Here is a 21347-nt window from a genome sequence, read left to right on the forward strand (position 1 = left end):
CGGTGCCGTGGTGGCCGCGCTGGCGCGCCTTTGCTGCCGCGCTGGCCGCCGGGCTGGCGGGCGCCGTCATCTGTCTGTGGCTGCACACGCCGCTGCCGTGGATGATCGGTCCCCTGTTTGCCACGGCCGCACTGCGCCTGGCAGGGCGCGAACTGGCCTGCCCCGTGCGCGTGCGCGAGGCGGGCCAGTGGGCCATCGGCACGGCCCTGGGACTGTATTTCACGGCGCCCGTGCTGGCCGTCCTCATTGTCTATCTGCCGTGGATCGCCGGCGCCGTGCTGTTCGCGCTGGCGCTGGGGGTATCTGGCGCCATGCTGCTGCGGCGCCTTTCCGGCGTCGACCATGCCACCGCCTTCTTTGCCATGGCGGTCGGCGGCGCATCTGAGATGGCGGTGCAGAGCGAGCGCCATGGCGCCGACGTGGGCAAGGTCGCCGCCGCGCACAGTCTGCGCATGATGCTGGTGGTGGCGACCATTCCCTTCGGCGTGCGCTACTGGGGCAGCCATGGCCTGGCCGCGGGGCATGAAAGCTTCGTGCCGGGCGCCGCGCTGGTCGACTATGGCGGGCTGGCGCTGCTGGTCGGCATCACGGTGCTGGCGGCCCTCGCATTCAAGCGGGGCAAGCTGCCCAACGCCTGGGTCATCGGCCCGCTGCTGGCCGCGCTGCTGCTGACGGCGTGCGGCATCCATCTGTCGCGCCTGCCCGAATGGATGATACGCGCGGGCCAGCTGTTCATCGGCATCGCCCTGGGCACGCGCTTCAGCCCCGCCTTCCTGCATGCGGCGCCGCGCTACCTGGCCGGCGTTGCCCTGTGCAGTGTCCTGATGCTGCTGCTGGCGGCCGCTTTCGGACTGGGCTTGTCGCACTGGCTGGGCATCCACCCCGGCACGGCCATCCTGGCCACCTCGCCCGGCGGCATCGCGGAAATGTCGCTGACGGCCAAGACCCTGCATCTGGGCGTGCCCATCGTCACGGCGTTTCACGTGGCGCGCATGGTGGTGCTGGTATTGTTGACAGGTCCGCTGTTCCGGCTGCTGCAGCGTCCTTAGTTCCGCACGACGATCTCCCGCACCTGCGGCTCGCGCTGGCGCATGAAGCGCACGATGGAGTCGACCGTGACGACGTCGATCTGGCGCGTCATGCGGCGCTCGAACGGGTGATCGTCGAAGGCGATATTGGCGCGGAACATGCGCGCGCCCAGACGCGTGGCGGCGGGTATGCTCAGCGTCTGCGGCGCGTAGCTGGCGCTGCGCAGCCAGCCTTGCGCTTCGGCGCGCGTTTCGATCTTGCCAGGCTCGTTGCTGGCGGCGGCCAGGGTTTCCAGCACCCATTGGTTCGAGTTCTGGTACTTGGTGGAAAACGGGTAGGCCAGCATATTGTAGTGCTGCTCATGCAGACGCTTGGGCGTGTTGCTTGCCAGCAGGCGCGCCAGTTGCTGCTGCGTATCCTGGCCCGGGATCAGGATCAGGGTTTCATACATGAACACATCATCCATGAAGAAATTGCCCAAGCCTTCGTTGTACAGCGACGATTGCGCCGTGCCGCATTCATTGAGTTCATGCACCACCAGCCAGCGCCCCTTCGGGTGGTCGCGCCAGGCCAGCGCCATGTGCGAATAGCGCAAATTGTATTTCGACAGGTCCTGGCCGGCGCGCGCCACCAGCGCCACCTGCGCGCCCGAAGCGTCGAGCGCCTGCAGGGTCTTTTGCGCCAGGTCCATCGATTTGACGAGGGTGGTCGCATCCGTTTGCTTTTCCTCGCACGAGCGCCCCGCATGGGCGGCACCGGCCAGGGCCAGGCTGAGAACAATGACGGTCAGGCGTTTCATGCGGTTCACGCTTTCGAATGGTGGAGGATGGCATTGCCGGCCGTGTTCGGCACATAGGCGATGGCCTTACCCGACAGCATCAGCATATGGCCCGTCGAGACGGCCACTACCTTGACCACCGTGCCGGCCGCCAGCGACAGGCCTTGCATGGCCTTCTGGCTCAGCTTGACGGAAGCCGTGGCGGCGGACGATGCGCCCTTGGCCGCGCTTTTGAGCACGAGCACGCTGCCGTCGGCCGCGTCTTCCACCTTGTCGATGACGATTTCACCGGCGGCGGCCAGCACCGACATGGAGCCGACCAGCACGATGGCCGAGGCCATGCTGGCATTGTCGGAGGCGTTGGTGGTATCTGAGTTGGCCTGGGCCAGCGGCGCCATGGCGGCGGCGCACAGCAGGGTCATGGCGAGTATGTGTTTCATGGAGGTCCTGTTGTCGGTATTACGCTTTGGAGTGGTGCAGCAGCGCCTTGCCCAGTTCGTTCGGGATGAAGGCGATGGCCTTGCCGGACAGGACCAGCATGTGGCCGGTGGACAGCGCCACCACATTGACCACGGTGCCGGCCGCCAGCGACAGGCCCTGGGCCGCTTGCGTGCTCATCTGGATGGACGCGCCGCCCGCTTCGGAAGCGCCTTTCAGCACGATGACGATGCCTTCGCCCACCGTTTCCACGCTGGCGACGACGACCTGGCCGGAAGCGACCAGCATCGACATGGAACCGGCGACGACGACGGCGGAACCCTGGCTCAGGTTCTGCGAGCCTTTCGACAGGTTCTCCGAGGCGGCGGCGTGGACCAGGCCGGGGGCGGCCATGGAGAGCGTCAGCAGCGACAGGGACAGGCAGAGGGGCAGCAGGCGTTTCATGTGTTTCTCCTTCAAGTGTGCCAAGTGGCAACGCCATCATTGTAGACTGTGGGCAATTGGTCAATGAAAACGCTACTCGTAGCGGGCAGGCATACCATAGGTAGCGTATTGCGCTACTTTTTTGCCGCCAGAACCGATGCTATTTTTATAAAGGAAGTGCATGCCGCAAACCCACGCCCTGATCGAAGCCCTGAAACGCCTGCTGAAGGCGCGCGCCGTCACCTATGCCGAGCTGGCGCAGCGCATCGGCGTGTCCGAAGCCAGCGTCAAGCGGATGTTTTCGCAGAAGCAATTTACCCTGCAGCGGCTGGACCAGATCCTGGTCGCCATCGGCAGCGATTTCCAGCAGCTGGCGCTGGCCGTGCAGTCAGCCCAGGCCTCGCCCACCCTGATCACGGGCCTGACGTATGCGCAGGAAAAGGAAATCATCGAGGACACCCGGCTGTTCGTGGTGGCCGTCTCCGCCCTGAACCTGCTGCCGCTGGAACAGATCGTCGCCATCTACGACATCAGCGAAGCGCAAGCCGTGAAATACCTGCTGCGTCTCGACAAGATCGGTTTTCTGGAACTGCTGCCGAATAACCGGGTCAAACTGCTGGTGGCGCGCACGTTTGCGTGGATACCGAACGGTCCCATCCACACGTATTTCAAAGAGGAAGCCTATGGCGACTATCTGAATTCGCAGTTCGATGGAGAGACGGAATTGCTGCGCTTGGTGAACGTGATGCTGTCGAAGAAATCCACGGCGGCCTTGCTGGAGCGCCTGAAGCAAGTGGCGGTGGAATTTTCGCAGCAGCACCAGGAAGACGCGCGTCTGCCTGGTGATGAGCGCCTGGCCATCAGCTTCATGCTGGCGGCACGTCCCTGGATGCCGCAGACGTTCAAGGCGCTGCTGCGGCAGTGAGGCAGCAATGTCGCGGCCAAGCGGCTAATGTTCCTGCTTGTCCGTACTGCCTTGCTCCTCTTTCATCTGCGTCAGCAGGCGCCAGGCAAAAAAGCCCAGCACGGCCACGCCCAGCAGAAGCGCAGCCCACAGTGCGGCCAGGCGCCACGGCGCCCCGTCCTTGGTGACGCGTGGAGGGGCCTCAGCGCCGGCATTGGGCTGGAGCGGGCCTGCGCTGGCCGCCTTCAGCGCCAGCAATTCGTCTGCCTTGAAGCCGGGCGCCACCTGCGACAGCGGCTGCGCGACGGCGGCGGCGTTGCTGTTGCCGAACGCCAGCTGATAGGGCGGCTTGCCGCTGGCCAGAAAGACGACGGTGGCCGGTGTCCAGCCCAGGCGCAAGGCGGGCGCATTGCCGGCGGCGAGCGGCTGTTCCGTGGATGTCTGCAATACCCATTCGCCGGTCTGCGTGACGGGCATGGCCAGGTCGCCCGAGATCCGTTCCTTGCCATCGAGGCCGATGCGGTAAAACGTCGTGCTCAGCAGGGGATCGAAATACGCGCCTTGCGCGGGACGCGCCTGCTGGCGCAGGTGCAGCCGATGCCGGGGAATATAGCTGTTCTGGCGATACACGCCCAGGGTCACGGGCAGCACCGTATTGGTCTGCGTCAATTGCAGGGCGATGCTGTCGGCGGGAATGGCGAGAGGCGTGGCGTAGCGCCATTCATTGTCCTGCTTGCCGGGCAAGCCTTGCAGCGCGACGCTGGCGCGCGGCGCGGCGATGTCCGTTTCGCTGACGGCTTGCGCCGTGATCGCAGCAAAGGCCAGCGGTTCGCCCGCTTGCCAGCTCAGGCGCGCATAACGAAACGCGCGCGGCGCAAAGGCGATGCTGTCGTTGGCCAGGGTTTGCGTGTCGCTGTTGCTGAGCCAATTCAGGGTGGTGGTGCCGATGGCGTCCCATTGCTTCAGGTCATCGCTTACTTCCAGCAGCACTTGCGCACTGTAATTGTCCGTGCGGGCCGGCGGCGTGAAGCGCAAGGCGGCGATGCGTTTGTCTTCCGATTGCTTGCCCAGGTCCAGGATCAGCGCCTGCAGCGCCGCCGTGGCCGCTGCCGCGCCCGCGCGGGTGCTGACCGACAGCAAGCGGCCATCGTCGGCCGTGCGGATATCGATGCCTTGCAAGCCATCGCCCGTTGCCGGCGCGCCCGTCACGGGGAAGATACGGGCTGGAATGTTCGTGCGCTGCGTGGCCGACGGCGCGGGCGGTGCACCGATGGCATAGGCCAGGCGCTTGCCGTCGGCGTCGAACAGGCGCAGGTCGGCCAGGCTGGCCGAGCTGGCGTGCAGGTAGACTTCCCTGGGCAACGATAGCTGGACGATGCCCGCGCCCGCCGGCACCTGCACGGGCATGCTCCAGCGATAGTCCTGCGGCCGGTCCTGGCCAGGCGCGGCCAGCGCGGCGCTTGCCACCAGCAGGCTGCAACAGATCAATATGGGTTTCATGCGGCTCCCGGGTTCGGTTCGGCCGGCGCTGGCGCGGCAGCCTTGGGGAAAGGCGCGAGGTAGCCGATCAAGACCATCAGCAAGCCCACGCCCACGAAAGACACGATGCGTTCGATGCCGCCCACGTTCGACAGGTCGATCAGGAACAGTTTCACGACAACCAGTCCCAGCAGCACGGCGCCCATGCTCCATTGCTGGCGCCGCTGCTGGCGGGCCGCATGGCGCATCAGCAGCAGGGCCGTGATGCTCCACACGAGCGACAGCATCGCTTGCACGAACTGCGAGGCCATCATGGCGTCAAAGGTGTAGGGCACGCCGAGGTAGTGCGACACCGTGCGCAGCAGCATCAGGTTGAACCAGCCATACAGCAAGCACGCGGCCAAGACGGGCAAGCGCGCTTGCCACAGGGGCGGCAGCGGGATCTGGCCGGCCGGGAATAAACGGTAGCTGGCCATGGCCAGCAGCACGGCAAAGCCCGTGCTCAGGTCCAGCGGATTGAGCAGCGGCAAGTAGGGCAGCGGTGCCATGGCGCCGTCGTCAAAGACGTTCCATGCGGCGATCAGCAGCAGCGACCACAGCGCGCCCAGCGGTATCAGGGTGCGCTGGTACCAGGCGGAAATCGGCGCCACCGGCCAGGCGCCAGCGCGGCAGCGGCGGATCAGCCAGGCCAGTACCAGCATCATGGCCCAGGCCGGCAAGTAGCGGGCCCAGGCGGGGCTGACGCTGCCTTCGTGCCGCGCCAGCCAGGTGCTGACATGCATGGCGCCCACGGGCCAGAGCATCAGCCATGGCGCGGCCGTGCGCAGCGTGTGCAGCAGACGCTGCGCCCGCACGTCGAGTGACCAGCCCGCTTGCGGCCAGGCACGCAGCAGGTATTCGCCGGCCACCAGCGCGCAGGCCAGCGCCAGCCAGCTCAAGCCCGTCGGCAGGTAGTCGCGCACATACAGCGCCAGCAGCAGGTTGGCGCTCCACAGGCCCAGGCCGAGCCAGGCGGCCACGGTCAACCAGCGCAGTTGCGGCCAGTCCAGGCGCCGGGACAGGATGGCGAACATGGGCGTTGTCACGCACACGGCGATCAGGTACAGCGCCAGCCAGTGTTCGCCCGCGTGCGGCTGCATGGTCAGGTCGCCGTCGATCAGGCGCAGCAGCCAGCTGACGAGCGGCATGAGGATGGCGGCAAACCACAGCAGGCCGCTCCAGACCAGCAGGGGGCGCGCCACCAGGGCTAGCAGCGCGTCGCCGCCGCGCGCGCGCAGCGCAAGGAAACGAGCGCTGGCAAAGGCGGCGGCGCCCAGCAGCAGGGCGCTGAGGAAGGAGCCGCCGAACAGGCTGGCCGGATGCTGGTCCCAGGCCCAGCTGGCGTGGCTGAGCATGACCATGCCGGCCAGTACCTGCACGGCCAGCAGCAGCGCGCGCGGCGCATGCCATTGTTCGCGCCGCGCCAGCGCCGCCAGCAGGGCCGCCACTGCCAGCGCGCTGATCGTCAGCAGGTTCAGTTGCGTGGCGGCATCCGTGCGCAGCAGGATTTCGCTCCAGATGCCGCCCAGCAGCCAGGCCGTGGCGGCCGTCAGGAACAGCACCGACAGGCTGCTCATGAACTCCGGATGCAAGGGGCTGCCATGGCGGCGGAAATTGTAGGCCATCACCAGCGCGGCGGCGGCCAGCAGCGCGCAGCCGAGCCAGATGTTGGCCTGCAGGGCCGATGCCGTATTGAGTTCCTGCATGGCGATGAGGAAGGCAATCCACGCGGCCCCCTGCACCAGCAGGCCGAAGGCCCAGGCCAGGGTCTGGCGCTGGCGCAAGCCGACCCAGACGATGCCCGCGCCTTCCAGCGCCCAGGCGGCGGACGTCCAGCGGCCGTCGAGGGCGAACGGGATGGCCAGCGTGCCGAAGACGATGCCCAGCGCGAGGAAGGCTTCGGCCAGCAGTTTGAAGCCGTTCCTGCGCCACAGGGCCACGGCCAGCCCCATGTAGGTCAAACCGGCGACCAGCGCGGAAAACGCCAGGCCAAATTCAAAGTGCCGGACCAGGCCGTATTGCAGGCCCATGGCCGCCAGCGGCGTGCCGAACACGAGCGTGCCATCCACGTAATGCTTGAGGCGCGGTGCCTGGCGCGCGCAGTAGGCGATCGCGATGCCGATATAGAACAGCACGAACAGGATCAAAAACAGTTGCGTCGACAGGTAGTTCTCCGGGGTGTAGCGCAGCAGGCCCCAGGTGGTGGCGACGACGAAGGTGAAGCCAAAGCTCAGCACATTCAGCACGCGCCAGGCGCGTTTCAGGGCGATGGCGAAGACGCCCGCATTGAGCAGCGCGTAATAGCTGAACAGGCCGATATGGTTGCCGCTGCCCGTCGATACGAGCAAGGGTACGGCAAAGCCGCCGACGATGCCGAAGACGGCCAGCCAGACGGCGTTTTGCAGCACGGCCAGCAAACACGTGAACGCCGTCAGCACGAACAGCACGGCAAACGCCAGGCCGGCCGGGATCAGTTCATACAGGCGGAAGGCGCCGAATGTCACCAGCATCAATATCGCCAGCGCCGTGCCCTGCAGCGGCAAGCTGATGCCGGGACGGCTGATGCGGATGCGCCAGGCCCAGGCCAGCAGGGCGATGTCGGCCAGCGCGATGCCGGCCAGACGCAGTTCGATGGGCACCGTCACCTGCGCCGATACATAGCTGAGCAGGAAACTGACGCCGAGGAAGAGGATCAGCAAGCCCAGCTTGGCGACCAGGTTGCCGGTAAACAACCAGTTCTTCGCCTTGGCAAACAGGCCATCCGGGCGCGCGATCCAGGACGGGGTATTCGGGGCGGCGGGGACAGGTTTGGCGGGAGCCGGCGCGACAGGCGCCACCGGCTTCGGCGTCACGGGGGCGGCTGGCGCCGGCGCGACCTTTGCCAGTTCGACCGGCTCGATCATGGCCGCTTGCGGCACCGGTGTCGGCGCGGGAACAGGCACAGGCGCCGGCAACACACTCTCTTCGGCGCGCGGGGCAAATGGCGCGTCGGCCAGGCCTTCCAGCGCTTGCAGGCGCTGCTGGATGCCGCTGACTTCCTTGCGCAGGCGCGCCGTCAGCAGCTCCAGATCGGCCACCTTTCTGCGGTATTGCAATGCCAGCACGAAGGCGGTAATCAGCAAGCCTAGGATGAACAGCGTGATCAATCCAAACATGGAGTAGCTTTCCTGGAAGGGCAGGGCGAAGGTGCCCGACGTATGCGCACATTACCTTATTATCAAGAGACTGGCGAATTCTGTTGTGTCAGGGCAAGTACCGGGGCGGAATCAGGAAGACATGGCCAGCATGGCGTGGCAGGCTGTTTTCCGTATTGACGCCAAGCAAGATGACGACATTCAGATTGTCGCGCGCAAGATAGTGCTGTATTTTAGCAATTCCTTAATTGCCGGTTCCCCATGCCATGAGTCAAAGCAGCCAGTTTTCCTTATTGTCGCAGCGCCGTTTCGGGCCCTTCTTCTGGACCCAGTTCTTTGGCGCCTTCAACGACAATCTGTTCAAGACGGCCCTGATGGTGATCCTCGCCTACGATGCGCTAAGCTGGACCACGCTCGACCCGTCCACCATCACCAATTTGATACCCGGCCTGTTCATCCTGCCCTACGTCGTGTTTTCGGCCACGGCGGGCCAGCTGGCAGATAAATTCGAAAAGGCGGGCCTGGCGCGTTTCGTCAAATGGATGGAGCTGGCCATCATGGCCGTGGCCGCCGCCGGCTGGATGACGCACACGCTATGGCTGCTGGTGGCCGCCGTGGTCGGCATGGGCGTGCATTCAACCCTGTTCGGTCCCGTCAAGTATGCGTATCTGCCGCAGCAGCTCAAACCCGAGGAATTGGTCGGCGGCAATGGCCTGATCGAGATGGGCACCTTCGTCGGCATCTTGCTCGGTGAAATCCTCGGCGCCGTCTTGATCGTCCACAAGCCGCTGGGCGTGGAACTGGTGGCTGGCGCGACGATCGCCGTGGCCGTCTTCGGCCTGATCGCCAGCTACCGCGTGCCGCGCACGCCCGCGCCGGAGCCGGACTTGAAGGTGAGTTTGAATTTTGTCGCCGAATCGTTGCGCAACCTGAATTTTTCGCGCAAGAACCGTCCCGTCTTCCTGGCCATGCTGGGCAACTCCTGGTTCTGGTTTTACGGCGCCCTGATCCTGGCCCAGTTCCCCGTGTATTCGAAGGATTTCCTGCATGGCGACCACAGCGTGTTTGTGCTGCTGCTGACCGTGTTTTCCGTCGGCATCGGCACGGGTTCCCTGCTGTGCGAACGGCTGTCGGGCCACAAGATCGAGATCGGCCTGGTGCCGTTCGGCTCCATCGGCCTGTCGCTGTTCGGCATCGACCTGTATTTCGCCAGCAATGCATATGCGAATACGCAAGTGGTCGACGCGCTGGCGTTTGTGGGCCAGGCGGGCGTGCCGCGCATTTTGATCGATATCGTCATGATCGGCGTGTTCGGCGGCTTTTTCATCGTGCCCCTGTTCGCGCTGATCCAGACGCGCTGCGACCCGAAACACATTTCGCGCACCATTGCCGGCATGAATATCCTGAACGCCCTGTTCATGGTGGCGGCCGCCGGCGTGGCCATCGTGCTGCTGGGACGAGGCTTCACCATACCCCAGCTGTTCCTCGTCACGGCGATTCTGAATGCGCTGGTGGCCGCCTACATCTTCTCGCTGGTGCCGGAATTCCTCATGCGCTTCCTCGCGTGGATACTCATCCAGACCGTGCACCGGGTCAAAGTGGTCGATGGCGAGCGCATCCCCGCGGAAGGCGCGGCCGTGCTGGTTTGCAACCACGTCAGCTACGTGGACGCCATCGTCATCATGGCGGCCAGCCCCCGTCCCATCCGCTTCGTCATGGACCACCGCATCTTCAAGATGCCGCTGATGGGCTGGATTTTCCGCACGGCCAAGGCGATTCCCATCGCGCCGGCCAAGGAAGATCCATTCCTCATGGAAAAGGCCTTCATCGATATCGCGCAAGCGCTGCATGAAGGCGAACTCGTCTGCATCTTCCCCGAAGGCAAGTTGACGCGCACGGGCCAGATCAGCGAATTCAAGGGCGGCATCGCCAAGATCGTCGAGCGCAGCAAGGTGCCCGTAATTCCGCTGGCGCTGCGCGGCTTGTGGGGCCACCTGTTGAGCCATCGCAACGGCCATTTGTTCGAACGCGCCTTCAAGGCGGGCTTGCGCTCGCGTCTGTCGCTGGCTGTCGGCATGCCCGTGGCGCCCGAGGCCGCCACGCCGGAACTGCTGCAGCAAAAGGTGCAGGAATTGCGCGGCAAGTGGAAATAAGCGTTATGGCGTTGGCGTAGCCGTCCCTTTCTGCCGCGCCAGGTGCGCGCGCAGCAGGGCGGCGATGGCGTCGAAATCCACGGGTTTCGTCAGGTGATGGTCGAAACCGGCTTGCTCCGTGCGCGCGCGTGCCTCGCCCTGGCCCCAGCCCGTCAAGGCGATCATCAGCACGTCGCGCCCCTGCGCGCGCTGGCGGATCTGGCGCGCCGCTTCGTAGCCATCCATGTCCGGCATGCCCAGGTCCGTCACGACCAGTTGCGGCCACGCCAATTCGACGGCCGCCAGCGCCTGCGCGCCGCCATACGCGACGCTGGCGGCATAGCCTTCGAGCTGGAACAGGCTTTGCAAGGCATCGGCCGCGTCGCGGTTGTCGTCCACCACCAGCACTTGCACCGGCGGGCCGGTGCTGGCGGGCGTGTCGCTGCCGGCGGCGTCTGGCGTGGCCGGCGTGGCGGCCGGGGCGCCGCCAGCGCTGGCCGGCAAGGTGACGATGAAGCGGCTGCCCAGCCCGGGGCCGTCGCTGCAGGCCTCGATGCTGCCGCCATGCATCTCGGCAAATTGCCGCGCCAGGCTCAAGCCAATGCCCAGGCCGCTGGCCATCTGGCCCGCCACCGTGGGCCCCTGTTCAAACATGGAAAAGATGCGCGCGATGGCATCCGGGGCGATGCCGATGCCATTGTCTTCGATCGTTACCTGCAACTGGCCTTGCGCCAGCTGGGCCGCAATGTGGATGCGGCCGCCGTCCGGCGTGAATTTCACGGCATTCGAGACGATATTGGCAAAGATCTGCACCACCCGGGCATAGTCGGCGTGCAAGGTCACGGCATGCGGCGGGAGATCGACGGTGATGCGGATGTGCCGGCTGCTGGCCGCGGGCTGGCATAGTTCGATGACATGCTCGAGCACTTGCTGTAACTTAAACTCCTTGCGCTGCAGCAGGACCTTGCCGCTGGTGATGCGCGCCACGTCGAGCAAGTCGTCCACCAGCCGCGTCAGGTGCGTCACCTGGCGCTCGATCACGTCGCTCACCTTGCCGACCTGCGCCGATGCCGGATACAGGTGCTTGAGCACGGCCACCGACGACTTGATGGGCGCCAGCGGATTGCGCAGTTCATGGCCGAGGCTGGCAAGGAATTCGTCCTTGCGCCGCTGCGTCTCGCGCAACTGGTACTGGCGCCGGCGCGCGCGCAGCATGGCGTGCGCCGAGGTGATCAGGGTCAGGATGTGCACGGGGCGTTCCAGCAGGGTCAGGTTGCCCAGGGTGGAGATAGCCTGCCGCACGGGCAGGGAATCGAGTCCCGCGTGCGTCAGCAGGATGATGGGCAAGTCGGACCAGTCCGGCTGCTGCCGGGCATAAGCGTCGAGCACGGCGTAGACCCCCGCATGCAGCGCCTCTTCCACCGTCAGCACGCCGCCGGCGCCCAGCGCCAGCTGTTCGGCCAGTGCGTCCGGGGAGGCGCAGGCATGGCTGGCGATGGCGCTGCCCGCCAGTACCTTGCCGGCCAGGGCGGCATCCTGGCCGTCAGGCGCGTAGATCAGGATGCGCTGCTCCATGATGAGTCCTAGGGGAAAGGCGTGCCGCCGATGGTGGGCAAGCCCGACAGGATGCCGTGAAAGCCGGCCAGGGGCGGGCCGATGCGGATGCCTTGCGGGCTGATCTGGAAAGGGCGGATGCTGCGTTCGTGCGCGCTGCCGCGCTTCTTGAAGACGGAAATGGCTTGCCGCACCTCGCCTTCCGCTTCGTAGTAGCGCAGCATGATGACGCTGTCGGCCAGGTAGCTGGCGTCGGCCGCCGTCGTCATCGAGGTGCCCAGCATGTTCTGCTGCACCCCGACGAGCAGGGTGGCCACGCCGCGCTGGCTCAGGTAATTGAGCAGTTCGTGCAGATAGGTGCTCTGGAAGCGCTCGTCGGGTACGGCGTGCATGTAGCCGTTCAGGCTATCGATGACGATCACCTTTGCACCTCTTTCGGCCGCGTCGACCACGGCCTGGGCGAATTCGCCGGGGGTCAGCTCGGCCGGGTCGACTTGCTGCACCGAAAGCAGCCCGGTGTCGAGCGCCGCCTGCAGGCGCATGCCCACGTTGTCGGTCCGGTTCAGCAGCTTGCTGCGCGCTTCCTCGAACAGGAACATGGCGCACGGTTCGCCGCGCTTTGTTGCCGCGTGCACGAATTGCGCCGCCAGGGTGGACTTGCCGCTGCCGGCGGGGCCGGAAATGAGCGTGCTCATGCCTTCTTCCAGGCCGCCGCCTATCATGGCGTCCAGCTCAGGCACGCCGCTCGACAGGCGCCGATGGTCGCCGTCGCGGCGCGTATCGGCCGCCACCAGGCGCGGATAGACGACCAGGCCCTCGGCGGCGATCTTGTAATCGTGCGTGCCGCTGCGAAACGGCACGCCCCGGTATTTCACCACCCGCACGCGGCGCCGGTCATTGCCATACGCCTGGTTTTGCAGCTCCAGCGAAATGACGCAATGGGCCACGCTACGCACTTGCAAGCCATCGTCCAGCGCGGAACGGTCATCGATCAGCACGGTGGTGCAGTGCCGGCTGGCCAGGTATTGTTTCAACGCCACGACCTGGCGCCGGTAGCGCAAGGGGTTTTCCGCCAGCAGTTGCAGTTCGGACAGCGAATCGAGCACGAGGCGGGCCGGGCGGTGCTTTTCGATGGCGGCCAGGATGCGCTGGTTGGTCGAGGCCAGTTCGATTTCCGACGGGTGGAAGATCGTGTACTGGCGCTCGGGGTCGAGCATGTCGTCGCTGGGCGCCACCTCTTCGATGGCGATGCCGGCCAGGTCCCAGCCATGCGACAGGGCGGCGCCGCGCAGCTCGATTTCGGATTCGGCCAGGGCGATATACAGCACGGGCGTGCCGTGGCGCGCCCCTTCGGCCAGAAACTGCAGCGCCAGGGTGGTCTTGCCTGTGCCTGGCACGCCTTCGAGCAGGTACAGGCGCTCGGGTAGCAGGCCTCCACTCAGTATGGTGTCGAGACCAGCGACGCCCGTCGACAGCAGTGGCGGCGCGTCCAGGCCGCCCGCGCCATCGTCTTGCGCCTTTCCTTGCGCCTGTGCTGTCGTCATCGCGTCCTCGCTTCGCCACGCTGTGGTCAATATATTAGCGCGTCCGCCGCAGCATGTCTTTTCGATACCATTGGTAAATAATCACGGCCGCCATGCCAGCGGGGGCCGGCAATGTTGCACACTTGTTGGCAGATTCAGCAAAGAAATCTTTACCCTGCTAAAGTATTCACTCAATCCAACTCTCCCGCTTTGCCGTTTTGCCGCCGCCAGCCTGTATTTCGATGGATCCTGCTGGCGCGCGCCTGCTGTTGTTGTCGCCATTTAATTGCATCATTAGCAACAAAAAACGCTTAAAGGTTACTTTGTTTCAATTGTAACGCTGCTTGACGATTTTAGAATGATCGTTCATTCTTTGATCTGCGTTAATAAATTTAGTCATTTCTAACGACACTAGCCAGCTTCTTTTTCAGAAAGTCCAAGATGCAACCAACCTTTTCCCTGACGTCGCCGCGTACGAGCGGCGCTATTGCCGTTCTGTGCGCCTCTGTAATCATGGCCGGCTGCAGTAAAAAACAGGAAGCACCTCACGCGCAGCAAGCGCCGCAGGTGGTCGTGTTTACTGTTAATCCGGCCGCGTTGCCGATGAGCGCCGAATTGCCCGGCCGCACGAATGCCTACCAGGTCGCCGATGTGCGCCCGCAAGTCGGCGGCTTGATCCAGAAGCGCCTGTTCGTCGAGGGTAGCGATGTGAAAGCGGGCACGGCCCTGTATCAGATCGACCCGGCCACCTACCAGGCCGCCTACAACTCGGCCAAGGCCGCGCTGTCGAAAGCCAAGGCCAACCTGCTGACGGCCGGTCCGAAAGCGTCGCGCTACAAGGAACTGGTGGCCATCGAAGGCGTCAGCCGTCAAGAGTACGATGATGCTGTCGCCGCGTTCGAGCAAGCGAAGGCAGACGTCGAGTCCGCCACCGCGGCACTGGAATCGGCGAACATCAACCTGCGCTACAGCACCGTGACGGCGCCGATCAGCGGCCGCACCAGCCGCTCGACCGTGACGGCCGGCGCGCTGGTCACGGCGGGCCAGGCCGAAGCGCTGACCACCGTGCAGCAACTCGATCCGATCTATGTCGATGTGACCCAGTCGAGCACCGACCTGCTGCGCCTGAAACGCCAGATGGCCGACGGCTCGCTGAAGAAAGTGGGCGAAGGCCAGGCCAAGGTCGACCTGATCCTGCCGGACGGCAGCAAGTACGGCGCATCGGGCAAGCTGCAGTTTGCCGGCGTGACGGTCGATCCGACCACCGGCAACGTGGTCTTGCGCGCGCTGTTCCCGAACCCGAAAGGCGAATTGCTGCCAGGCATGTACGTGCGTGCGCAGCTGGAAACGGGCGTCGATGAAAAAGCCATCACCGTGCCGCAAGTGGGCGTGACGCGCAACCAGAAGGGCCAGGCCACCGCCCTGATCCTGAACAAGGAAAACAAGGTCGAGCAGCGCGTGCTGACCACCAGCGGCACCGTCGGCACCAACTGGCTGGTGACGTCCGGCCTGGCCGCAGGCGACCGCGTGATCGTGGAAGGCTTGCAAAAAGTCAAGCCAGGCGCGCCAGCCGTTGCCGTGCCGGCCAAGGCCGAAGCTGCTCCTGCGCCCGCGCCCGCCGCTGCCGCTTCTGCCGCCGCATCGGCTGCCAGCGCCCACTAATTCAGGAGAATATTAATGGCCCGTTTTTTCATTGACCGCCCGATTTTTGCCTGGGTGGTTGCGATCGTCATCATGCTTGCCGGCGTGATTTCGATCCTCAGCCTGCCGATTGCGCAGTACCCGAGCATCGCCCCGCCGTCGATTTCGATCAGCGGCTCCTACCCTGGCGCTTCCGCCAAGACCGTGGAAGATGCGGTCACCCAGGTCATCGAACAAAAGATGAAGGGTATCGACGGCTTGCGCTACATGGCGTCGTCGAGCGATGCGACTGGCGGCATCAGCATCACCTTGACGTTTACCAGCGGCACCAATCCTGACATCGCCCAAGTGCAGGTACAGAACAAGCTGCAGCTGGCCACGCCGCTGCTGCCGACGGCTGTCACGCAACAGGGTCTCGTCGTGTCGAAAGCGACGAAGAACTTCCTGATGGTGTTCGGCTTCATTTCCGAAAACGGCAAGATGGACCAGACCGACTTGAGCGACTATGTGGCCGCCAACGTCGTCGATCCGCTCAGCCGTGCCGCCGGCGTGGGCGATGTGACCCTGTTCGGTTCGCAGTACGCGATGCGCATCTGGCTCAATCCGGCCAAGCTGCAAAGCTTCAACCTGACCCCGGCGGACGTGATCACGGCCGTGCAGGCGCAGAATGCGGAAGTATCGGCCGGTGAACTGGGCGGCACGCCGTCCGTCAAGGGCCAGCAGCTGAACGCGACCGTCTCGGCGCAAAGCCGTTTGCAAACGGTGGAGCAGTTCGGCGCCATCTTGCTGAAAACCACCACCGACGGCGCCATGGTGCACCTGAAGGACGTGGCTACCATGGAACTGGGCCGCGAGAATTACAACACCGTGGCCCGCTACAACGGCCATGCGGCAACGGGCGTGGCAATCAAGCTGGCGACGGGCGCCAACGCGCTCGACACGGCCAACGCGGCGAAAGCCATGCTGAGCAAGCTGAGCAAGCAATTCCCTGAAGGCATGACCTACCAGGTGGCGTTCGACACGACCCCGTTCGTGAAACTGTCGATCGAAGAAGTGGTCAAAACCCTGGTCGAGGCGATCATCCTGGTATTCCTGGTGATGTATCTGTTCCTGCAAAACTTCCGCGCCACCCTGATCCCGACCATGGCCGTGCCGGTCGTGCTGCTCGGTACCTTCGGCATCCTGAACGCGTTCGGTTATTCGATCAACACCTTGACCATGTTCGCCATGGTGCTGGCCATCGGCCTCTTGGTCGATGATGCGATCGTGGTGGTGGAAAACGTCGAGCGCGTGATGAGCGAAGAGGGCTTGTCGCCGCTGGAAGCGACGCGCAAGTCCATGACGCAGATCACGGGCGCGCTGGTTGGTATCGCCATGGTGCTGTCGGCCGTGTTCGTGCCGATGGCCTTCTTCGGCGGTTCGACGGGCGTGATTTACCGCCAGTTCTCGATCACGATCGTCTCGTCGATGGTGCTGTCGGTCATCGTCGCGCTGGTGTTTACGCCAGCCTTGTGCGCCACCCTGCTGAAACCGGTAGAGAAGGGCCACCACGCGACGAACAAGGGCTTCTTCGGCTGGTTCAACCGCAGCTTCGACAGCAGCAGCAACAAATACCAGGGCTGGGTCGGCGCCATGATCACGCACCGCGCCCGCTCGATGCTGCTGTACGTGCTGTTGCTGGCCGGCCTCGTGTTCATCTTCATGCGCCTGCCGACCTCGTTCCTGCCGGAAGAAGACCAGGGCATCCTGTTTACGCAGATTCAGTTGCCGACGGGCGCCACGCAAGAGCGCACCCTGAAAGTGATCGAGCAGGTCGAAGACCACTTCATGAACAGCGAGAAAGACAACGTCGCTTCCGTGTTTGCCGTGGCCGGTTTCAGCTTCGGCGGTAACGGCCAGAACACGGGTATCGCCTTCGTGCGCCTGAAAGACTGGGCGCTGCGCAAGGACGTGTCGCAGAAAGCGCCGGCCGTGGCCGGTCGCGCCATGGGCAAGTTGTTGCAGATCAAGGATGCGATGGTGTTTACGTTTGCGCCGCCCGCCGTGCTGGAACTGGGTAACGCCACCGGTTTCGACATGCAACTGCAGGATATCGGCGGTGTCGGCCACGACGCCCTGATGGCGGCACGTAACCAGCTGCTGGGCATGGCGTCGCAAAACCCCGTCATGGTGGGCGTGCGCCCGAACGGCCAGGAAGATACGCCGCAGTACAAGATCGACATCGACCAGCAGAAAGCCACCGCGCTGGGCTTGCAGATCTCGGAAATCAACCGCGTGCTGAGCGTGGGCTGGGGTAGTTCCTATGTCAACGACTTCCTCGACCGTGGTCGCGTGAAGAAAGTGTTCATCCAGGGCGATGCCAGTTCGCGCATGCTGCCGGAAGACTTGAACAAGTGGTTCGTGCGCAATGCCGCCGGCCAGATGGTGCCGTTCTCGGCCTTTGCCACCGGCAAGTGGATCTACGCTTCGCCACGCCTGGAACGCTACGAAGGCTTGCCGTCGGTCGAGATCCTCGGCACGCCGGCGCCGGGCCAGAGCACGGGCGCCGCCATGAACGCGATGGAAGAAATGGTGGCCAAGCTGCCGCCTGGCATCGGCATGAGCTGGACCGGCGTGTCGCTGGAAGAGCGCGAATCCGGTTCGCAGACGCCGCAGCTGTACGCGCTGTCCCTGCTGATCGTGTTCCTGTGCCTGGCCGCGCTGTATGAGAGCTGGTCGATTCCGTTCTCCGTGCTGCTGGTCGTGCCGCTGGGCGTGATCGGCGCCGTGCTCGGCACGTGGATGTTCGGCCTGTCGAACGACGTGTACTTCCAGGTGGGCTTGCTCACGGTGGTGGGCCTGTCGGCGAAGAACGCGATTCTGATCGTCGAATTTGCCAAGGAAATGCAGGAATCGGGCATGTCGCTGCTGGACGCGACCTTGCATGCGGTGCGTCTGCGCCTGCGTCCAATTCTGATGACCTCGATTGCCTTCGGCCTGGGCGTGTTGCCACTGGCCATTTCCAGCGGCGCCGGTTCCGGCAGCCAGAACGCCATCGGTATCGGCGTGCTGGGCGGTATGTTGACGGCCACGTTCCTCGGTATCTTCTTCGTGCCGGTGTTCTTCGTGCTGGTGCGCGGCTTCTTCTCGAAGCCGGACGCGCCCGCCACGCCGGCGACGCCTGGTTCGCCAGCCGTCACGCTTTCCAAGGATGCACATTAATATGAAAAAATCACTACTCTCCATGGCGGCGCTGGCCTTGCTGGCCGGTTGCAGCCTGGCTCCCACGTACGAGCGTCCGGCGGCGCCGGCGCCCACGGCCTGGCCGACGGGCCCTTCCTACAAGGCCGACACGGCCGCCGCCGACGCCAAGCCGGTGGCGGACATCGCCTGGCGCGAGTTCTTTGCCGATGCGCGCCTGCGCCAGGTACTGGAACTGGCGCTGGCCAACAACCGCGACCTGCGCGTCTCGATCCTGAACATCGAGAAGGCGCGCGCCACGTACGGCATCGAACGCGCCGCCCTGATCCCGACCCTGTCGGCGTCGGGCGGCCAGTCGGCCACGCGCATTTCGAAAAACGCCAGCCCCACGGGCGAAGCGTCCATCAACCGCCAGTACACGGCGAACCTGGGCGTATCGGCCTACGAGCTGGACTTCTTCGGCCGCGTGCGCAGCCTGTCCGACAGCGCGCTGGAGCAATACCTGGGCACGGAAGAAGCACGCCGTGCACAGCAAATCAGCCTGGTGGCCGAAGTGGCCAGCACCTATCTGAACCTGGTGGCCGACCAGCAGCGTCTGCGCGTGGCGCAGGACACCCTGAAGAGCCAGCAGTCGTCGTACGACCTGGCCGTGCGCCGCTTCAGCGCGGGCGCCACCTCGGGCCTGGACAAGTACGATGCCCAGACCAGCGTCGAGTCGGCCCGTTCCGACGTGGCTGTCTACACGAGCCAGGTTGCGCTGGATCAAAATGCGCTGGTCTTGCTGGTGGGCGGCCCCGTGCCGGCCGACCTGCTGCCGCCAGCCGAGTTCGGCACCGTGACGGCGCTGACGGACATTCCGTCCGGCGTGCCGTCGGACGTGCTGCAACGCCGTCCCGACGTGCTGGCGGCGGAGCGCACCTTGCGCGCCGCCAACGCCAACATCGGCGCGGCGCGCGCGGCCTTCTTCCCGCGCATTTCGCTGACGGCCACGGCCGGTTCGGTCAGCGACAACCTGTCCGGCCTGTTCAAGGCGGGCAGCGGCACCTGGAGTTTCCTGCCGCAGATCAGCTTGCCGATCTTCGATGGCGGCGTGAACCGCGCCAACCTCGATATCGCCAAGGTGCAGCGTGAAATCTCCGTGGCGCAATACGAAAAGGCGATCCAGGTCGCCTTCCGTGAAGTGTCCGATGCGCTGGCCCAGCGCGGCACCATCGACGAGCGGCTGCAATCGCAGGTCTCGCTGGTCGAGGCGTCGACGAAGAGCTACACCATCCACGACGCGCGCTACAAGCAGGGCGCCGAGTCCTACCTGAACGCCCTGGTGGCCCAGCGCGCGCTGTACACCGCGCAGCAAAGCCTGATCACGGCGCGCCTGGCCAAATCGACCAACCTGGTCACCTTGTATAAGGTGCTGGGCGGCGGTTGGCAGCCTGAGCAGACAGCCGTCGCGGCGGCTGGCGGCGCCCAATAATCACGGGGACGCCGACGCCGGCCTTGCCCGCAAGGGCAGGGCCGGCGCGCTACTGGAAAAGTCATGAACCAAGTTGAAAAGAAGCATCCGGATCCCGAGCGCGCCAACACGCGGCGCAAGCAGGTGCTTGATGCGGCCGAAAGCTGCTTCAGCCGCCGCGGTTTCCACGGCGCCAGCATGGCCGAGATATCGAAGGCGGCCGGCATGAGCGCGGGCCACATCTATAATTATTTTGACAGCAAGGATGCGATCATCGCCGCCTTCGTCATGCAGAATACGGAGCGGGTGTCGAACCTGATGCAGGACCTGGCGCAGCGCGAAGATCCGTTGCAGGCTGTGATCGACAATGCGGGCGAGCATGTGCTCGAAGCGCTGGACCCGACCACGTGGATGATGCCGCTGGAAATCTTTGCCGAAGCGTCGCGCAATCCGGCGATCGCGGAAATGCTGCAGTGCTCGGACCGGCGTTCGCGCCAGTTATTTCTCTCCATCATCCGCGACGCGCGCATCAAGCGCGGCTTGCCGGCCGACGAGGAAATGCTGCAGGGGCGCCTCGATGCCCTGGTGGCGCTGTACCAGGGTTTGCCCGTGCGCTTCATTCATCATCCGGACGTGAAGGTCGAACCGCTGATCGCGGGCTTTCGCATCGTCCTGACGGCGCTGCTGCTGAGCGAATAGGGCGCTTGAGCGGGGCATGCAAAAAAGTTTGCGCAGATCGACATGAATCGTGCGCAAAGCATGGCAAAAACCTAAAAGCGTCTGCTATAATTCCCACCTCGTCGGGGCGTAGCGCAGCCTGGTAGCGTACATGCATGGGGTGCATGGGGTCGGAAGTTCGAATCTTCTCGCCCCGACCATTAGATTCAAGGAGTTACAGCGCAAGCTGTATCAAAACCCGGCACTGTATATTAGATAATTGTCTAATATCGGTGCCGGGTTTTTCCGTTTACGTGACGTATGATTTCATTGCCGCGTGCCGATGTCCGTTATCGGCCTGTCGCGTTGAAGAACGCCAACTGCGCGCGCGATCGCCACGGCTTGCCGCTGTGTCGGCAAACAAAAGGCGGAAGCGGCGATGACGGGACGTCAGGACGCCAGGCGAGCTGCCCGAGCCGCAGCGGGGAGTTGCTGCCGCATCAGCGGATATCGGCCGGTATTCCTTGCCGTCAAGGCAGGGTCATGTCCAGACCGACCATCCTGACGACGAAGAAGGTGACGATCCCCAGGGCCAGCAGCAATAGCGCGAAGATGCTCACCACCTTGCCGCTCGCGCGCAGCACCGCGCGATTCTGCTTCGCCTTGTCCTTATCCTTCTTCCCTTGATCGTAATGCCATTTGATGGCGAAGAACATGCCCGTGGCGAGCACGAGAGCCTTGAACGTCACGAAGACTATGGGGGTCCAATCGATCATTTTGCGTATTTCCAGTCTATTACTTGACACTATCTATCGTGAGGAGCACTACCTCAACACGCTGCTTCAGCAGCTTCTGTTCACACCATCTCCCAGGCATCCTGTTTGACTCTTTCATTATATCTACTATGAAATAAGCATGGCATCGAGCGCCGTGATTTGCCGAATGATGCACGCGAGAGAGGAGAAAACGTCAGCGACTGCCATGCA

The 21347-nt window shown here is 64.3% G+C and carries 15 protein-coding genes and 1 tRNA gene; 8 read left to right on the forward strand and 8 right to left on the reverse strand.

The features are described 5' to 3' along the window. Nucleotides 1–2 precede the first annotated feature (2 nt). Nucleotides 3–1049, forward strand: a complete 1047-nt coding sequence (locus ACQ4WQ_RS03090) for an AbrB family transcriptional regulator (RefSeq protein WP_436494593.1) — start codon at nt 3–5, stop codon at nt 1047–1049. Here ACQ4WQ_RS03090 and ACQ4WQ_RS03095 read toward each other — a convergent pair. Genes ACQ4WQ_RS03095 through ACQ4WQ_RS03105 form a run of 3 tightly spaced genes read right to left on the reverse strand, consistent with a single transcriptional unit; the run spans nt 1046 to nt 2689 of the window. Beyond that, complete coding sequence (locus tag ACQ4WQ_RS03095) at nt 1046–1828, reverse strand: DUF2145 domain-containing protein (protein WP_436494595.1); 783 nt, start codon at nt 1826–1828, stop codon at nt 1046–1048. The two genes, ACQ4WQ_RS03090 and ACQ4WQ_RS03095, sit on opposite strands and share 4 nt — an antisense overlap. Before the next feature lie 5 nt (nt 1829–1833). After that, on the reverse strand, nt 1834–2247 hold the full coding sequence (locus ACQ4WQ_RS03100) for a hypothetical protein (RefSeq protein WP_436494597.1): 414 nt from the start codon (nt 2245–2247) through the stop codon (nt 1834–1836). A 19-nt stretch (nt 2248–2266) separates the two neighbouring features. Further along, nucleotides 2267–2689, reverse strand: a complete 423-nt coding sequence (locus ACQ4WQ_RS03105; RefSeq protein WP_436494599.1) for a hypothetical protein — start codon at nt 2687–2689, stop codon at nt 2267–2269. Nucleotides 2690–2849: 160 nt separating this feature from the next. Here ACQ4WQ_RS03105 and ACQ4WQ_RS03110 point away from each other — a divergent pair, with 160 nt between their 5' ends. Then, nucleotides 2850–3593, forward strand: a complete 744-nt coding sequence (locus tag ACQ4WQ_RS03110) for a helix-turn-helix domain-containing protein (protein ID WP_436494601.1) — start codon at nt 2850–2852, stop codon at nt 3591–3593. A 24-nt stretch (nt 3594–3617) separates the two neighbouring features. Here the strand turns inward: ACQ4WQ_RS03110 and ACQ4WQ_RS03115 are convergent, their stop codons facing one another. Both ACQ4WQ_RS03115 and ACQ4WQ_RS03120 read right to left on the reverse strand, forming a co-directional pair. Further along, entirely contained in the window at nt 3618–5072 is a 1455-nt protein-coding gene (locus ACQ4WQ_RS03115) for a DUF3999 family protein (protein ID WP_436494603.1), read from the reverse strand. Continuing rightward, on the reverse strand, nt 5069–8245 hold the full coding sequence (locus ACQ4WQ_RS03120; RefSeq protein ID WP_436494605.1) for a DUF2339 domain-containing protein: 3177 nt from the start codon (nt 8243–8245) through the stop codon (nt 5069–5071). The genes ACQ4WQ_RS03115 and ACQ4WQ_RS03120 overlap by 4 nt, the downstream gene beginning before the upstream one ends. A 245-nt stretch (nt 8246–8490) precedes the next feature. On the opposite strand from ACQ4WQ_RS03120, the gene ACQ4WQ_RS03125 reads away from it, so the two are divergent. Then, nucleotides 8491–10377 (forward strand): MFS transporter, encoded by a 1887-nt coding sequence (locus ACQ4WQ_RS03125; RefSeq protein ID WP_436494607.1) that lies wholly within the window; start codon nt 8491–8493, stop codon nt 10375–10377. Nucleotides 10378–10380: 3 nt separating this feature from the next. Here ACQ4WQ_RS03125 and ACQ4WQ_RS03130 read toward each other — a convergent pair whose 3' ends face one another. Then, entirely contained in the window at nt 10381–11931 is a 1551-nt protein-coding gene (locus tag ACQ4WQ_RS03130) for a hybrid sensor histidine kinase/response regulator (RefSeq protein WP_436494609.1), read from the reverse strand. Between the two features lie 8 nt (nt 11932–11939). Next, on the reverse strand, nt 11940–13454 hold the full coding sequence (locus ACQ4WQ_RS03135; RefSeq protein ID WP_436494611.1) for a DUF7125 family protein: 1515 nt from the start codon (nt 13452–13454) through the stop codon (nt 11940–11942). 420 nt (nt 13455–13874) lie between these two features. Between ACQ4WQ_RS03135 and ACQ4WQ_RS03140 the strand changes: the two genes are divergently transcribed. The 5 genes from ACQ4WQ_RS03140 (at nt 13875) to ACQ4WQ_RS03160 (ending at nt 20582) form a co-directional block, all read left to right on the forward strand. Next, complete coding sequence (locus ACQ4WQ_RS03140) at nt 13875–15095, forward strand: efflux RND transporter periplasmic adaptor subunit (protein WP_436494613.1); 1221 nt, start codon at nt 13875–13877, stop codon at nt 15093–15095. A 15-nt stretch (nt 15096–15110) separates the two neighbouring features. Continuing rightward, entirely contained in the window at nt 15111–18275 is a 3165-nt protein-coding gene (locus ACQ4WQ_RS03145; RefSeq protein WP_326460001.1) for an efflux RND transporter permease subunit, read from the forward strand. A 1-nt stretch (nt 18276) separates the two neighbouring features. Then, the gene (gene adeC, locus ACQ4WQ_RS03150; protein ID WP_326460000.1) at nt 18277–19725 is read left to right on the forward strand and encodes an AdeC/AdeK/OprM family multidrug efflux complex outer membrane factor; all 1449 of its coding nucleotides are present in this window, start codon (nt 18277–18279) and stop codon (nt 19723–19725) included. A 63-nt stretch (nt 19726–19788) separates the two neighbouring features. Next, a complete protein-coding gene (locus ACQ4WQ_RS03155; protein ID WP_070219162.1) occupies nt 19789–20403 on the forward strand; it encodes a TetR/AcrR family transcriptional regulator in 615 nt (204 codons plus the stop codon). Between the two features lie 102 nt (nt 20404–20505). Continuing rightward, nucleotides 20506–20582, forward strand: a tRNA-Pro gene (locus tag ACQ4WQ_RS03160). A gap of 309 nt (nt 20583–20891) precedes the next feature. On the opposite strand, the gene ACQ4WQ_RS03165 is transcribed toward ACQ4WQ_RS03160, so the two are convergent. Further along, entirely contained in the window at nt 20892–21137 is a 246-nt protein-coding gene (locus ACQ4WQ_RS03165; protein WP_326459998.1) for a hypothetical protein, read from the reverse strand. Between the last annotated feature and the right edge of the window lie 210 nt (nt 21138–21347).

This window comes from Janthinobacterium goodfellowi (assembly GCF_051380695.1).
Taxonomy (GTDB): domain Bacteria; phylum Pseudomonadota; class Gammaproteobacteria; order Burkholderiales; family Burkholderiaceae_D; genus Janthinobacterium.

Coding starts and splice junctions, on each gene's coding strand:
- ACQ4WQ_RS03095 (WP_436494595.1), bottom strand. CDS start 1,828: ATGAAACGCCTGACCGTCATTGTTCTCAGCCTGGCCCTGGCCGGTGCC.
- ACQ4WQ_RS03100 (WP_436494597.1), bottom strand. CDS start 2,247: ATGAAACACATACTCGCCATGACCCTGCTGTGCGCCGCCGCCATGGCG.
- ACQ4WQ_RS03105 (WP_436494599.1), bottom strand. CDS start 2,689: ATGAAACGCCTGCTGCCCCTCTGCCTGTCCCTGTCGCTGCTGACGCTC.
- ACQ4WQ_RS03110 (WP_436494601.1), top strand. CDS start 2,850: ATGCCGCAAACCCACGCCCTGATCGAAGCCCTGAAACGCCTGCTGAAG.
- ACQ4WQ_RS03115 (WP_436494603.1), bottom strand. CDS start 5,072: ATGAAACCCATATTGATCTGTTGCAGCCTGCTGGTGGCAAGCGCCGCG.
- ACQ4WQ_RS03120 (WP_436494605.1), bottom strand. CDS start 8,245: ATGTTTGGATTGATCACGCTGTTCATCCTAGGCTTGCTGATTACCGCC.
- ACQ4WQ_RS03125 (WP_436494607.1), top strand. CDS start 8,491: ATGAGTCAAAGCAGCCAGTTTTCCTTATTGTCGCAGCGCCGTTTCGGG.
- ACQ4WQ_RS03130 (WP_436494609.1), bottom strand. CDS start 11,931: ATGGAGCAGCGCATCCTGATCTACGCGCCTGACGGCCAGGATGCCGCC.
- ACQ4WQ_RS03135 (WP_436494611.1), bottom strand. CDS start 13,454: ATGACGACAGCACAGGCGCAAGGAAAGGCGCAAGACGATGGCGCGGGC.
- ACQ4WQ_RS03140 (WP_436494613.1), top strand. CDS start 13,875: ATGCAACCAACCTTTTCCCTGACGTCGCCGCGTACGAGCGGCGCTATT.
- ACQ4WQ_RS03145 (WP_326460001.1), top strand. CDS start 15,111: ATGGCCCGTTTTTTCATTGACCGCCCGATTTTTGCCTGGGTGGTTGCG.
- adeC (WP_326460000.1), top strand. CDS start 18,277: ATGAAAAAATCACTACTCTCCATGGCGGCGCTGGCCTTGCTGGCCGGT.
- ACQ4WQ_RS03155 (WP_070219162.1), top strand. CDS start 19,789: ATGAACCAAGTTGAAAAGAAGCATCCGGATCCCGAGCGCGCCAACACG.
- ACQ4WQ_RS03165 (WP_326459998.1), bottom strand. CDS start 21,137: ATGATCGATTGGACCCCCATAGTCTTCGTGACGTTCAAGGCTCTCGTG.